The sequence below is a fragment of the Microbacterium sp. SLBN-111 genome (assembly GCF_049739645.1).
Lineage (GTDB): Bacteria > Actinomycetota > Actinomycetes > Actinomycetales > Microbacteriaceae > Microbacterium.
In genome coordinates this window covers 3169684-3183922 of record NZ_JBMGQH010000001.1, presented here as the reverse complement: position 1 = coordinate 3183922, position 14239 = coordinate 3169684, and the positions used below count along the sequence as shown (strand labels likewise).

11 protein-coding genes are annotated in these 14239 nt (G+C 70.1%); 4 read left to right on the top strand and 7 right to left on the bottom strand.

Features of this window, described 5'->3' with window-relative positions; genetic code table 11:
* Window positions 1–10: 10 nt before the first annotated feature.
* A complete protein-coding gene (gene rplU, locus RKD05_RS14815) occupies window positions 11–319 on the bottom strand; it encodes a 50S ribosomal protein L21 (RefSeq protein ID WP_424711064.1) in 309 nt (102 codons plus the stop codon).
* Window positions 320–531: 212 nt separating this feature from the next.
* Here rplU and RKD05_RS14810 point away from each other — a divergent pair, with 212 nt between their 5' ends.
* Window positions 532–804 carry a DUF4031 domain-containing protein gene (locus RKD05_RS14810; RefSeq protein ID WP_424711062.1) on the top strand — a complete coding sequence of 91 codons (273 nt, stop codon included), beginning with the start codon at window positions 532–534 and terminating at the stop codon, window positions 802–804.
* Window positions 805–830: 26 nt separating this feature from the next.
* Here the strand turns inward: RKD05_RS14810 and RKD05_RS14805 are convergent, their stop codons facing one another.
* Window positions 831–2948 carry an Rne/Rng family ribonuclease gene (locus RKD05_RS14805; RefSeq protein WP_424711061.1) on the bottom strand — a complete coding sequence of 706 codons (2118 nt, stop codon included), beginning with the start codon at window positions 2946–2948 and terminating at the stop codon, window positions 831–833.
* A gap of 832 nt (window positions 2949–3780) precedes the next feature.
* On the opposite strand from RKD05_RS14805, the gene RKD05_RS14800 reads away from it, so the two are divergent.
* A complete protein-coding gene (locus RKD05_RS14800; protein ID WP_424711059.1) occupies window positions 3781–4380 on the top strand; it encodes a vitamin K epoxide reductase family protein in 600 nt (199 codons plus the stop codon).
* 531 nt (window positions 4381–4911) lie between these two features.
* On the opposite strand, the gene ndk is transcribed toward RKD05_RS14800, so the two are convergent.
* From ndk to ileS, 4 genes are read right to left on the bottom strand one after another with little or no spacing between them, the layout of a single operon-like run.
* The gene (gene ndk, locus RKD05_RS14795; protein WP_134126794.1) at window positions 4912–5328 is read right to left on the bottom strand and encodes a nucleoside-diphosphate kinase; all 417 of its coding nucleotides are present in this window, start codon (window positions 5326–5328) and stop codon (window positions 4912–4914) included.
* A 3-nt stretch (window positions 5329–5331) separates the two neighbouring features.
* Window positions 5332–5763, bottom strand: coding sequence for a DUF4233 domain-containing protein (locus RKD05_RS14790; protein ID WP_424711058.1), 432 nt, complete (start codon window positions 5761–5763; stop codon window positions 5332–5334).
* Window positions 5751–7103 (bottom strand): bifunctional folylpolyglutamate synthase/dihydrofolate synthase, encoded by a 1353-nt coding sequence (locus tag RKD05_RS14785; protein ID WP_424711057.1) that lies wholly within the window; start codon window positions 7101–7103, stop codon window positions 5751–5753. The genes RKD05_RS14790 and RKD05_RS14785 overlap by 13 nt, the downstream gene beginning before the upstream one ends.
* Entirely contained in the window at window positions 7100–10531 is a 3432-nt protein-coding gene (ileS, locus tag RKD05_RS14780; protein WP_424711055.1) for an isoleucine--tRNA ligase, read from the bottom strand. The genes RKD05_RS14785 and ileS overlap by 4 nt, the downstream gene beginning before the upstream one ends.
* Window positions 10532–10817: 286 nt before the next feature.
* Between ileS and RKD05_RS14775 the strand changes: the two genes are divergently transcribed.
* A complete protein-coding gene (locus RKD05_RS14775) occupies window positions 10818–12122 on the top strand; it encodes an MFS transporter (protein WP_424711054.1) in 1305 nt (434 codons plus the stop codon).
* On the top strand, window positions 12123–12779 hold the full coding sequence (locus RKD05_RS14770; RefSeq protein WP_424711053.1) for a hypothetical protein: 657 nt from the start codon (window positions 12123–12125) through the stop codon (window positions 12777–12779).
* Window positions 12780–13133: 354 nt separating this feature from the next.
* Here the strand turns inward: RKD05_RS14770 and RKD05_RS14765 are convergent, their stop codons facing one another.
* The gene (locus RKD05_RS14765; protein ID WP_424711051.1) at window positions 13134–13973 is read right to left on the bottom strand and encodes a DUF559 domain-containing protein; all 840 of its coding nucleotides are present in this window, start codon (window positions 13971–13973) and stop codon (window positions 13134–13136) included.
* Window positions 13974–14239 lie beyond the last annotated feature (266 nt).

The window sequence follows — 14239 nt, the reverse complement described above, 5'->3', positions numbered from 1 at the left end:
CTCCTGGCTCTTACTTGATGCCGGTGATCTTGACGCGCGTGAGGTCCTGACGGTGGCCCTGGCGCTTCTTGTAGCCGGTCTTGTTCTTGAACTTCTGGATCACGATCTTCGGACCGCGCTCGTCACCGAGGACCTCGGCCGTGACCGAGACCTTCGCGAGCTTGTCGGCGTCGGTCGTGACCGTCTCGCCGTCGACGAACAGGACGGCGGGCAGCTGGATGCTCTCGCCGACCTTCGCCGCCTGGCGGTCGAGCACGACGATCGTGCCGACCTCGACCTTTTCCTGCCGGCCGCCGGCGCGCACAACTGCGTAAACCACTTCACACCTGTTTCGTTCGGGAGCGCACGGCTCCGGTTGTCTGATGACGTCGGGAGGGCTTCATGCCCTGAGTCTCGGTGCGATCCGGCCGACCGAAGCCGACGGGGTCTCGCGTCAATCGCGCGGACACGACGCACCAAAGGACGAGTTTAGCTCACCCGGCGGCATCCGGCAAAAGCATCGGGACCGCGTGTCGGCCGTAGGATCGCGGAGTGGCGATTCTCATCGACGACCCGCAGTGGCCCGCGCACGGCAGGCTGTGGGCGCATCTCGTGAGTGACGCGAACCTCGACGAACTGCACGCGTTCGCCGCCGCGGCCGGCATCCCGGCCCGCGCGTTCGATCTCGACCACTACGACGTCCCCGACGAGCGCCACGCCGACCTCGTCGCCGCGGGCGCCGAGCACGTCGGCGGACGCGAACTCGTGCGGCGCCTCCGCGCCTCCGGTCTGCGCATCACCGCCCGCGAGCGCCGCGCCCTCTGAGGCGTCGGCGCTCGCGCGTGAGGGGCTTACGCCTCTTCGGTCGGGTGGGCGCTCACGGGGGTGCCCGTGAGGGCAGCGGTCGTCACGCGGCGGCGCGAGCGGCCCTGACCGGGAGCCTTTGGCTCGGGCAGAGCCTCGAGCACCGACTCCAGGAGCGCGTCCTTCTCGGTGCGCGGGGCACGCGGCTCGCGCTTCTTGCGCGGGCGCTTCTCGCGCACGGGCGGTTCGACCTTGGCATCCAGGACCGCCTCGACCGAGGCCACCACGGCCGCTTCGACCACGGCCGGGTCGTCGACCGTCGGGTGGATCGTGGATGCCGCGATCTGCGCGAGCGCCGACTTCACGCCCTCGGTGATGACGTGCGTGCCGCCGGTCGGCGCCGCGGGGCCACCGTTGCCGTTGCCGTTGCCGCCGTTGGTGCCATTGCCGGCCGCAGAGCCATTGCCCCCGCGCGCGCCACCACGGCGGTTGCCGTTCGTGTTGCCGTTGCCATTGCCGTTGGTCGGGGCGGTGCGGTGCTTGACGACCGGATCGTGGTGCACGATGACACCGCGACCGGCGCAGACCTCGCACGCCTCGCTGAACGTCTCGAGCAGACCCAGACCCAGCTTCTTGCGGGTCATCTGCACGAGGCCGAGCGAGGTGACCTCGGCGACCTGGTGCTTGGTCCGGTCGCGGCTCAGGCACTCGATCAGGCGGCGCAGCACGAGGTCGCGGTTCGACTCCAGCACCATGTCGATGAAGTCGACCACGATGATGCCGCCGATGTCGCGGAGCCGCAGCTGGCGGACGATCTCCTCAGCAGCCTCGAGGTTGTTCTTGGTGACCGTCTCCTCGAGGTTGCCGCCCGACCCGACGAACTTGCCGGTGTTGACGTCGACGACGGTCATGGCCTCGGTGCGGTCGATCACGAGCGAACCGCCAGACGGCAGCCAGACCTTGCGGTCGAGCGCCTTCTCGATCTGCTCGGTGATGCGGAACGCGTCGAATGGATCCTGGTCGCCCTCGTACTTCTCGACGCGCTCGAGCAGGTCGGGGGCGACGCCCGCGAGGTAGTTCGAGATGGTCGTGAGCGCTTCGTCGCCCTGGATGAGCATGCGCGTGAAGTCCTCGTTGAAGACGTCGCGCACGATCTTCACGAGGAGGTCGGGCTCGGAGTGCAGCAGCGCCGGAGCCTGGATCGTCTTCACCTGGGTGCTGATGTGCTCCCACTGCGCGGTGAGGCGCTGGACGTCGCGCGTCAGCTGGTCTTCGGTGGCGCCCTCGGCGGCCGTGCGGACGATGACGCCCGACGACTCGGGCAGCACCTCCTTGAGGATCTTCTTCAGACGCGCGCGCTCGGTGTCGGGGAGCTTGCGCGAGATGCCGTTCATCGACCCGTTCGGCACGTACACGAGATAGCGGCCGGGCAGGGAGATCTGGCTCGTCAGGCGCGCGCCCTTGTGACCCACGGGGTCCTTGGTGACCTGAACGAGCACGCGGTCGCCGGACTTAAGCGCCAGCTCGATGCGGCGGGGCTGGTTGCCGGTCTCGACGCCGTCCCAGTCCACCTCGCCGGAGTACAGCACAGCGTTGCGGCCGCGACCGATATCGACGAACGCCGCCTCCATGCTGGGCAGCACGTTCTGCACGCGACCGAGGTAGACGTTGCCGATGAGTGAGGCATCCTGGTTGCGGGCGACGTAGTGCTCGACGAGCACGTTGTCTTCGAGCACGCCGATCTGGATGCGACCGCCCTTCGACCGCACGACCATGACGCGGTCCACGGCCTCGCGGCGGGCGAGGAACTCGGCCTCGGTGACGACGGGGCGTCGGCGTCCGGCTTCGCGGCCGTCGCGGCGGCGCTGCTTCTTCGCCTCCAGACGCGTCGAGCCCTTGATGCGCTGCGGCTCGGTGATGAGCTCGACCGCGCGCTGGCGGACGGGAGCGGCCGGAGCCTCGGGCTGATCGTCGGTGCCGGACGCGGCTCCCCCGCGCCGGCGGTTGCGGCGACGGGCGTTCGCCGAGGTGCGCTCGACCGGGCCGTCGTCGTCGCGCTCGTCGACGTCGTCGCGGGCGGGGAGCGGCGGGAGCTCGGGGGCGTAGAAGTGCAGCTGCGTCGACACGGCCGACACGAACACCTCGGGCAGGAGACCGAGCGACACCGCGGTGGGGATCGCGGGGGCTTCGCCGGCTCGGCCGGGGCTTCGGGTTCGGGCTGCGGCTCGGGCGCTGCCTCGGGCTGCGGCTCGGCCTCGGGCTGCGGCTCGGGCGCCGCCTCGGCCTCGGGGGCCGACTCGGCCTCGACCACGGCTTCGGCCTCGACGATTGCTTCGGCCTCGACCGGAGCGACGTCCGCCTCGGGCTCCACGACGTCGGTCGCCGTCATGGCGGCGGCGTCAGCGGCATCCACCGCGTCCGTCTCGAGGACCGCGGGCTCACCGGCGTCGGTCGCGGCGGCGGCCTCGGCGTCGTCCACCGCGGCTTCGTCGTCGGGATCGGCGTCGACCGACGGGGTGTCGGTCGCCGGGCTCTCGTCCTGCACCGACTCGGGGGCGTCGGTCGCGAGGGTCTCTTCGGGGGTCTGATCTTCTGTTGCGTCGGCCATATCGGGCGTACTCCCTGGCGGGCGACACCGCGCGTCGCCCGGCGAAATCTCGTGCGGCGCCGCACCCGGCGGGGCCGCGAACTCACTCGGTCTGCAGCAGGCCTGCGGCTCGTGCTGCGAAGGGCGGTCATCGCCCGAAGTCTTCTGGTGATTCGCCTGCGGCGCGGCCGCGGCTCATCGAAGCTCCATTATCGCACGGTCGGCCGGATTCGCTCACAGGCGCGGTGGGTCTTCCTCCGCGATAAACGCGATCCACGGCGAGAAACGCCGGGCGACGCCGTTTCCACCCGTCGATCGCGTTTATCGGCGGAAATGCACGCAGCGCTGGCTTCTCGACGGCGAGGCATCCCACACGCAGCACATTGGGCAGCAGTGCAAGAATCGCGAGCATGAGTGAAACCGTCACCCCGCGTCAGCCTCGAGTGCTCGCGGTGTGGTTGATCATCGCGGGCGCGGTCGGCTGGTGGGCCGCGTTCTCGCTGACGATGGAACGCTTCCACCAGCTCATGGACGGCGGGGCCGCGGCATCCTGCGACTTCAGCGTGCTCGTGCAGTGCACCGCGAATCTGAAGTCGTGGCAGGGCAGCGTCTTCGGCTTCCCGAACCCGATCATCGGCCTCGCGGCGTGGATCGCGCCGTTCGTCGTCGGGTTCGCGATCCTCGCCGGCGCCCGCTTCGCGCGCTGGTTCTGGATCCTGTTCTGGCTCGGCATCGCCGGCGCGATGACGTTCGTCATCTGGCTCATCTCGCAGAGCATCTTCGTGCTCGGGACACTCTGCCCGTGGTGCATGGTGACGTGGTCGGTCACGATCCCGACGTTCATCGTGGTCACCCTGCACCTGTTCCGCGAGGGCATCTTCCCCGTCGGACAGAAGGCGCGCGACATCGCATCTTCCCTCATGGCGTGGGTTCCGCTCATGGCGTTCGGCGCCTACGTCGTCGTCGCCGTCATCGCGCAGCTCCGCTTGGACGTCCTCGGCCAGATCTGACCTCGGGCACAAGGTCAGCGATCCGCGGAATGTGAGTCGGATCGGCGCGGATGCCACTGAGCCGGCGCGGATCGCTGAGCCACCGCCGCACGGCATCCGCACAACCTCAGTGATCTGCACGACCTCAGTTGGTTTCGTGTGGATGCCGCTGAGTTAGCGCGGGCCGCTGAGCCGGTGCCGGGCGGCCGCGGCGTGCTGGCATAGCCTCAGCGATCTGCACGACCTCAGTTGGTTTCGTGTGGATGCCGCTGAGCGGGCGAGGATCGCTGAGCGACCGCCGCGCCCGACCCGCATAACCTCAGAGATCTGCACGACCTCAGTTCGATTCGAGGGGATGCCGCTGAGTTAGCGCGGGCCGCTGAGCCGGTGCCGGGCGGCCGCGGCGTGCTGGCATAGCCTCAGCGATCTGCACGACCTCAGTGCAGTTCGAGGGGATGCCACTGAGCCGGCGCGGATCGCTGAGCCACCGCCGCCGCCGGACAACAGAACGGCCGCCGCCCCGAGGGACGGCGGCCGTCATGGCATCCGGGATCAGGCGAACCAGATCGCGAGCTCGCGCGCGGCGGACTCGGGGCTGTCGCTGCCGTGGACGAGGTTCTGCTGCACCTTCAGGCCCCAGTCGCGGCCGAAGTCGCCGCGGATCGTGCCGGGCGCGGCGGTCGTGGGGTCGGTGGTGCCGGCGAGGGAGCGGAAGCCCTCGATGACGCGGTTGCCCGCGAGGCGGATCGCCACCGACGGACCGGAGAGCATGAACTCGAGCAGCGGCTCGTAGAACGGCTTTCCCTCGTGCTCGGCGTAGTGCTGCGCCAGGGTCTCGCGGTCGGGCTCGACCAGGCGGATGTCGACGAGGGCGTAGCCCTTCGCTTCGATGCGGGCGAGGATCGCGCCGGTGAGGCCGCGCGCGACGCCATCGGGCTTGACCAGGACGAGGGTCTCTTCGGTGGCCATGGGTCATTCTCCGTTCGAGAGGTCGGGGTCGGCGGCCCTCCGCGCGTTGGCGCGATCGAGAGCCGCTCCCTTGATCGTCGCATACGCCCACATCCCACCGAAAATGAGAGCGACGACGGCCAGAGCCGGAACCAGGATGCCACCGAGCGCCAGAATCACCTGGAGTGCCCAGCCCGCGATGATCGCCCAGCGGTGGCGGAGAAGGCCCGAGGTCGCGACCATCGCGGCGGCCATCACGACCCCGCCCACGATCCCCCACCACGGCTCGATTCCCCACGGCAGCGCCTTGAGCCCGTAGACCACGAGGCCTCCCAGGAAGACGACGATCGACTCGAAGCCGAGCACCACCGCGCCGAGCGATTCCTGCGCGCCGCGGACGCGACGCGGACGCCGCTCCCGCGGAGCGCGAGGCTCGCGCGGACTCACCGCTGCCACCCGGCCTTCCAGTCCTCGAGCTCGGAGAGGCGGATCGCCTCGCCCGCGAGGACGACGGACCCGGCGATGATCACCGCGCGGCGGTCGGACTCCGCGGCCCACGCGCGCGCCGCGTCGGCGGCGTCCTCGAGCGTCGGGTGCACGGTGACGGGGACGTCGGCCGCCTCGGCGACGTCGGCGATGAGGTCGGGGTCGCCCGCGCGCTCGCTGTCGGGCGTGGTCGCGAACACGCGCGCCACCGCCGGGGTCAGCGTCGAGACGATGCCGACGGTGTCCTTCCCGGCCAGGATGCCGACGACCGCCCCCCACTCATCGATGTCGAACGCCTCGTCGAGGGCGGCGACGAGCGCGCGCGCCCCGTGCGGGTTGTGTGCGGCGTCGACGAGCACGGTCGGCGCGGTGCCGAGCAGCTGCAGGCGACCCGGTGAGGTGACGGCGCCGAGGCCGTCTCCCACGATGTCGGCGTTGAGGGGCTGCGCTCCCCCGCCGATCAGCGACTCCACCGCGGCGATCGCCAGGGCGGCGTTCGCGCCCTGGTGCGCGCCGTACAGCGGGAGGTACAGCTCGGGGTACGTGCCGGCGACGCCGCGCACGGTAAGCAGCTGACCGCCCACGGCGAGGGTCTGCGTCTCGAGCGCGAACCCCTCCCCGGCGAACGCGACGGTGGCGTGCATCTTCTCGGCGCGAGCGAGGATCGCGCGCCGCGCTTCGTCCGGCTGCGCGGCAGAGACGACGGCCGCGCCCTCCTTGATGATTCCCGCCTTGACCGTCGCGATCTCCGCGATGGTGTTCCCCAGGCGGTCGGCGTGGTCGATGTCGATCGGCGTGAAGACCGCGACGTCGCCGTCCGCGGTGTTCGTCGAGTCCCACTCGCCGCCCATGCCGACCTCGAGCACGAGGACGTCGATCGGCGCATCGGCGCACGCGACGAACGCGAGCACGGTCAGCAGCTCGAAGAACGTCAGGGGCGCATCTCCGGCCGCTTCGAGCTCGGCATCCACGATCTGCACGAAGGGCTGGATCTCGTCCCAGGCGTCGGCCACCGCGGCATCCGCCACCGGCTCCCCGTCGATGAGGATGCGCTCGGTGAAGCGCTCGAGGTGCGGGCTCGTGAAGAGGCCCGTGCGGAGCCCGAGCGACCGCAGCAGGCTCTCGATGATGCGGCTCGTCGAGGTCTTGCCGTTGGTGCCGGTCACGTGGATGACGCGGTAGGTGCGCTGCGGATCGTCGAGCAGCTCGAGCACGCGGCGCGTGCGCTCGACGCGCGGCTGCACCCACTGCTCACCCTGTCGCTGGAGCAGCGCCGAGTACACGGCGTCGGCGCGAGAACGGTCGCTCATGCGGGGGCTCCGATCCGGGCGACGGCGACCGTGACGGCGCCGACGTTCGCGTAGGTCTTCGCCGCGACGACGTTCTCGAACTCCGGCGCGCGGGTCTCGCCCCGCTCGATGAGCCGCTCGGTGCGGCTGGCGAGCACGACGCCTTCGGCGAGGGTCTCGGATGCCACGCCGGCGAGGTCGAACGCCTGGGCCACCGCCGCGGCGTCCGCGGCGTCGTCGAACGTCAATGTCAGCGTGATGCGGTCGCTCACGTCGAAGCCGGCGGCCTTGCGGGTGTCCTGGATCGCGCGGATCATGTCGCGCGCCAGACCCTCGGCCTCGAGTTCGGGCGTCGTCACGGTGTCGAGCAGGACGAAGCCACCCGACGACAGCACCGCGAGGGCCTCGCCCTCCGGGCGCCCGGCCGTCTCGACGACCAGGTCGTACTCGCTCGGCTCGAGCGGGATGCCACCGGCGACGACGCGGCCGTCGACCTCGCTCCAGTCGCCTTCTCGCGCGGCCTTGATCGCCTGCTGCACCTGCTTGCCGAGACGCGGCCCCGCGGCGCGGGCGTTCACCGACAGGCGGTGGGTGATGCCGTACGCGGCCGCGGTGTCGGCCTCCAACGCGATCTGCTCGACGCTCTTGACGTTGAGCTCGTCGCGCAGGATGTCGTCGAACTGCGCCAGGCCCGTGGCATCCGGGGTCACTACCGTCAGGCGCGGCAGCGGCAGGCGCACGCGCTTGCCCTCGCGCTTGCGGAGGGCGTTGGCGACGCTCGAGACCTCGCGCACGGTGTCCATCGCCGTTCGGATGTCTGCGGCCGCCGGGAACGCCGACGCGTCCGGCCAGTCCTGCAGGTGGACGCTGCGGCCGCCGGTCAGGCCCTGCCACACGCGCTCGGTCACGAGCGGCAGCAGCGGGGCCGCGACGCGGGTGAGCGTCTCGAGCACCGTGTAGAGCGTGTCGAACGCCTCACGGCTGGTCGGGTCGTCGGTCACGCCCACCCAGAACCGGTCGCGCGAGCGGCGGATGTACCAGTTGGTAAGCACCTCGGCGAAGTCGCGCAGCCGCTCGGCCGCGGTCGTCGAGTCGAGGCCTTCGAGATCGGCGGCGACGTCGCGCACGAGGTCCCCGGTGAGCGCGAGGATGTAGCGGTCCAGCACGTCGGTGGAGTCGGTGCGCCACTGCGCCTCGTAGCCGTCGGGCCCGGAGGCGTTCGCGTAGGTCGCGAAGAAGTACCACGCGTTCCACAGCGGTAGCAGGAACTCGCGGACGCCCGAGCGGATGCCCTCCTCGGTCACCACGAGGTTGCCGCCGCGGAGCACCGAGCTGGACATGAGGAACCAGCGCATGGCATCCGAGCCGTCGCGATCGAAGACCTCGCGCACGTCGGGGTAGTTGCGCAGCGACTTCGACATCTTCTGGCCGTCGTTGCCGAGGACGATGCCGTGGCACGAGACCCCGGTGAACGCCGGGCGGTCGAACAGTGCGGTCGAGAGCACGTGCATGAGGTAGAACCACCCGCGGGTCTGCCCGATGTACTCGACGATGAAGTCCGCCGGCGAGTGCTCGTCGAACCACTCGTGGTTCTCGAACGGATAGTGCACCTGCGCGAACGGCATCGAGCCGGAGTCGAACCATACGTCGAGGACGTCCTCGATGCGGCGCATGGTCGAGCGTCCCGTGGGGTCGTCGGGGTTCGGACGCGTGAGGTCGTCGATGTACGGACGGTGGAGGTCGACCTCCCCCTCCGCGTTGCGCGGCAGGCGGCCGAAGTCGGCCTCCATCTCGGCGAGCGAGCCGTAGACGTCGACGCGCGGGTAGTTCGGATCGTCGCTCTTCCACACCGGGATCGGCGAACCCCAGTAGCGGTTGCGGCTGATCGACCAGTCGCGTGCGCCCTCGAGCCACTTGCCGAACTGGCCGTCCTTGACGTTCTCGGGCACCCAGGTGATCCGCTGGTTGTTCTCCAGCAGACGGTCCTTGAAATCGGTGACCCGCACGAACCAGCTCGACACGGCCTTGTAGATGAGGGGGTTCCGGCAGCGCCAGCAGTGCGGGTACGAGTGCTCGTACGACGCCTCGCGCAGCAGCCGGCCGCCCTGCTTGAGCAGACGGATCAGCGGGCGGTTGGCCTCGAACCACAGCTCCCCCGCGACGTCGGTGACGTTCGACAGGAACCGGCCGCCGTCGTCGAGCGAGATGATCGTCGGGAGACCCGCGGCATCCGCGAGGCGCTTGTCGTCCTCACCGTAGGCCGGGGCCTGATGCACGATGCCCGTGCCGTCGCTGACCGTGACGTAGTCGTCGACGAGGATCTTCCACGCGTCCTGCGTGCCCCACGTCTCGGCGTCGGCGTAGTAGTCGAACAGGCGGTCGTACGAGACCCCGCCGAGCTCGGCGCCCGTGATCGTCGACTGGACCGCCGCGCGGGCGGCATCCACCGACTCGTACCCGAGGTCCTTCGCGTAGCCCGGCAGCAGGTCTTCGGCCAGAAGGTAGCGGTGCGCGACGGCCTCGAACGCCTCGTCGGGAGTTCCGTCGGGCGCGCGGTGCACGTCGGCGGCACCGTTCGGTCCACCCGGGACCACGGCATAACGGATGCCAGGACCCACCGCCAGAGCCAGGTTCGTCGGCAGAGTCCAGGGCGTCGTCGTCCACGCGAGCGCCCGCACGCCGGTCAGGCCCAGGGCCTCGGCCTTCGCCCCGACGAGCGGGAACGTGACGGTGACCGACGGGTCCTGGCGCATCTTGTAGACGTCGTCGTCCATGCGCAGCTCGTGGCTCGACAGGGGCGTCTCGTCGCGCCAGCAGTACGGCAACACGCGGTAGCCCTCGTACGCGAGGCCCTTGTCGTGCAGCGTCTTGAACGCCCACAGGACGCTCTCCATGTACGACGTGTCGAGCGTCTTGTAGCCGCGCTCGAAGTCGACCCAGCGCGCCTGGCGGGTGACGTAGTCCTGCCAGTCGCGTGTGTACTCGAGCACCGACTCGCGGGCCTTGCCGTTGAACACGGCGACGCCCATGCGCTCGATCTCGTCCTTCTCGGTGATCCCGAGCTGCTTCATCGCCTCGAGTTCGGCGGGGAGGCCGTGCGTGTCCCAGCCGAAGACGCGGTCGACCTTCTTTCCGCGCATCGTCTGGAAGCGCGGGAACAGGTCCTTCGCGTAGCCGGTCAGGAGGTGGCCGTAGTGCGGCAGGCCGTTCGCGAAAGGCGGGCCGTCGTAGAACACCCACTCCTCGGCGCCCTCGCGGTTCGCGATCGAGGCGCGGAACGTGTCGTCCGCGTCCCAGAACGCGAGCGTGTCGCGCTCGATGTCCGGGAACCGCGGGCTGGGGACGACGGATGCCACCGACGCGGCGCCGCTGCCGGGCGTGGAGGTCGTGGCATCCGGGGTCGATGCGTCGGCGGCCGGGCCGAAGGATGAGGGGCGAGGGTAGGTCATGTCTCTCCGCAGGTTGCGATCCACCTGCAGGGACGATCCGGTCGGACCGCGGTACCACCCCGCATTGCGCCCACCGGAGTGGTCGCCGCTCTCACTGCGGCTGTGACGGGCCTGCCCCGCTCGGTTCTACTGGGGGCCTGAACCCTGTTCTTCCGAGAGCTCCCCGGTGATGGCCGGATCGGTGCTGATCCCTCCATTCTACGCCGTCCCGCTGGGGGCGATGGGCCGCTCCGGGAATGCCCGACCGCGCGCGGGAGTTTCTGGACTCGTGCCAAGATCTAACCCCGTGACTTCCGCTCCCCCCGTTCCCCGCCCGACCACCTCCGCACCCGCTCGCCGCGTCGCGTGGGCCTCGATGATCGGCACGTCGCTGGAGTCGTTCGACTTCTACGTCTACGCCTACTTCGCCGCGTTCTTCGTCGGACCGCTGTTCTTCGGTCCGCTCGGCGACTTCGGCTCCACGCTCGCGTCGTTCTCGACGATCGCGCTCGCGTTCGTCGTGCGCCCGATCGGCGCGATCATTTTCGGGCACATGGGCGACCGGCTCGGCCGTCGCGCGACGCTGCTCTGGACCGTCGCCATCATGGGCGTCGCCACGGGACTGATCGGCGCGCTGCCGACCTACGCCCAGGCCGGCTGGCTCGGCGCAGCGCTGCTCATCGTGCTGCGCATCGCCCAGGGGCTGTCGCTCGGCGGCGAGTGGGGCGGCTCGATCCTGCTCGCGACCGAGCACTCGAGCCCCGTGAAGCGCGCGTTCTACGCGGCGATCCCGCAGCTCGGCTCGCCCGTCGGCTCGATCCTCTCCGCCGTCGTGTTCCTCGTGATGACGTTCGTCCTGCCCACCGACCAGCTCGCCGCGTGGGGCTGGCGGATCCCGTTCCTCCTCGCGCTTCCGCTGCTACTGGTGTCGCTTTACCTGCGCTGGTCGATCGACGAGACGCCCGTGTTCGAGAAGGTCGTCGCCACCGGTCGCCGCGACCGGCTTCCGGTGCTGACGATGCTCAAGGCCCGCCCGGCCGCGGTGGCCATCGCGATCGGCGCCGCGCTGCTGGGTATCGGCTCGTACTCGCTCATGAACACGTACACGATCAACTACGGCGTGAAGCAGCTCGGATTCAGCTCCCAGGACCTCCTCGTCGCCACGACGATCGGTGCGCTGTTGCAGCTCGTCACGATCCCGCTCTTCGGTGCGTGGGCGAACCGCATCGGCTCTGCGAAGGTCGTCGCGTGGGGCGCGCTCGGGACGCTGCTCATCACGTTCCCGATGTACTTCCTCCTGCAGTTCGCGACGTTCCCGATCCTGGTCGCGACGATGATCATCGGTGGCATCCTGCCGACGATGTCGTGGGCCGCGCTCGGCGGTCTCATGAGCGACCTGTTCCCCGACCACTTCCGGTACTCCGCGCTGTCGCTGTCGTACGCGATCGGGGCGACAATCTCGGGCTTCATCCCCTCGATCACCCTCAGCCTGGGTGACGCGACGGTCTACGCGTGGTGGCATCCTGGTGTCGTGCTCGCCGTCCTCTCCGCCCTCACGCTCGTCGCGGCGTGGGCGGCTTCGCGCCGTCGGCCCGAATCCGTCGAGGCCTGAGTGGCGCGCGTCCGCGGTCCGCTGCCGCCCCGCGTCTCGGGTCCCGACCTGCCTCGGGAGTTCGAGATCGCGCACGGCCTCGGACCGCGGGCGGACCTGCTCGGCACACGCGTCGTCTCGCTCGAGGGACACGTGGATGCCGCGCACTCGACGCTCTCGGAGAGCGTGATCGCCGAAGCATCCGTCGACTCGCTCGACCTGACCGGCGCGACTCTGGCCGACGTCGAGATCGTGTCGCTGCGCGCCACGGAGCTCCTCGCGCGTGACGGGCGCTGGCGGAACGTCGCGGTGGACGGCGGCCGCATCGGCACGCTCGACCTGTCGGGTGCCGAACTCGACAGCGTCGAGCTGCGGGGCGTGCGCATCGACTACCTGTCGCTGCGCGGCGCGACCGTGCGCGACGTCCTCGTCGCCGACTGCGTGATCGGCACGCTCGACTTACCGCTCGCGACCCTGTCGCGCGTGCGATTCTCGGACTCCCGCGCCGACGAGGTGGACTCCGACGGCCTGCGCGCCGAGCACGTCGACCTGCGCGGCCTCGAGGCGCTGTCGTACGGCCGCCCGGACTCCCTCCGCGGCGTCACCCTGAGCCACCGCCAGGTCGAGCTCGCCGCCGCCGACTTCGCCCGGGCGCTGGGTATCGACGTGCAGGACTGAGGCGGGTGCCGAGGCGCTTCACCGCGACACCGGCTCAGCGATCTGCACAATCTCAGTCGGCATCCCGCGTTCCGGGCTGAGATTGCGCGGATCACTGAGGTTGCGCGTGGGCTGCCTGGGGCGGCACCGGCTCCGGGTTCTGCACAATCTCAGTCGGCATCCCGCGCTTCGGGCTGAGGTTGTGCAGATCACTGAGGCTGCGCAGATTGCTGAGGTTGCGCGTGGGCTGCCTGGGGCGGCACCGGCTCTGGGTTCTGCACAATCTCAGTCGGCATCCCGCGCTTCGGGCTGAGGTTGTGCAGATCACTGAGGCTGCGCAGACCGCAGAGGCCGGACACGATCCCGAAGTGCCCCTCAGGCCCGATGCAGACCCTGCGCGACAGCGTGCAGGATCCGGTCCTGCACCTCGGGCCACCGGTGCACGACCTGCTCGTAGCCGACGCGGATGACGTGGTACCCGAGTAGCAACAGCTCCGCGTCGTGTCGGATGTCCGCGGTGCGCTGCGCACCTACGTGGTGGCCACCGTCGATCTGGACGACCAGTCTGTCGCCGATGAGCACGTCGACGCGGTGCTCCGCGATCCACACCTGAACGTGGATCGGCAGCCTCAGCCAGCGGAGCCGAACCACGAAGATCGTCTCGAGTCCCGAGTCCGCCCACGGTGTCGCCTCGACGACGAGTCTTCGCGCGGCGCCCGTCCATGGCATCCGTTTCAGGGTGGACAGGTCGACCAGGCCCTTGTTGAGAGCCGAGTCCCAGATGGCCCGGGCCTCTTCGATGGGGAGACAGGATGCCACGGTCATGAGGACGTTCTCGACAGGGTCCTCGAGAATATCCGGATGCCGCGGAACGACCGGCCGTTGCCAGTGCACCACGGCTGCGGAGGCGGCGATGCGGCCGCGACCCGGGTACGCGGCGTGCGGAGCCTCGGGGATATACGTGACCCACAGTCCGAGGCGCGCGGCTGCGGTGACGCAGGACACGACGACTCCGTACCGCGCCGCGGCGACGAGGTCGGGATCGGCGCCGGGCACCGCGATCCAGCCGCGCCGGACACGCGACACGAGCCCGAGATCGACGGCGTTCGCGATGCGGTGTCGGCTGAATCCATCCGCGATGACGCGAGCGGTGCGGGCGACGCCGCCGAGTGCGGCGACGTGCGCGGCGACGGCGTGGGCGGGAGTGGCATCCATTCGACGATCGTCGCGATTGCGGACGCACCGCAGGGGTGGTCGCCGCGATCTGTGGAGAGAAGGCCGGCTGGGGAGGAGGGGTCGGCGCGCGGCGCAAGGTCTGTGATCGGCGCTTGCTCAGTTGCATCGAGCGCAATGTGACTGATCCGCCGTGGATCGCTGAGTTTGTGCAGCGCGCACGCTGACCGGCGCTGCTCAGGGGCGTGCGGCGCAAAGTCAGTAATCCGTGCTGCCTCAGCCGGTCACGGGGCTGCAGTGCTGATCCA

Bases quoted from the DNA above. Each gene is read 5' to 3' on its own strand.
- RKD05_RS14800 (WP_424711059.1), top strand. From the start codon at position 3,781: ATGAGTGAAACCGTCACCCCGCGTCAGCCTCGAGTGCTCGCGGTGTGG.
- ndk (WP_134126794.1), bottom strand. From the start codon at position 5,328: ATGGCCACCGAAGAGACCCTCGTCCTGGTCAAGCCCGATGGCGTCGCG.
- RKD05_RS14785 (WP_424711057.1), bottom strand. From the start codon at position 7,103: ATGAGCGACCGTTCTCGCGCCGACGCCGTGTACTCGGCGCTGCTCCAG.
- ileS (WP_424711055.1), bottom strand. From the start codon at position 10,531: ATGACCTACCCTCGCCCCTCATCCTTCGGCCCGGCCGCCGACGCATCG.
- RKD05_RS14765 (WP_424711051.1), bottom strand. From the start codon at position 13,973: ATGGATGCCACTCCCGCCCACGCCGTCGCCGCGCACGTCGCCGCACTC.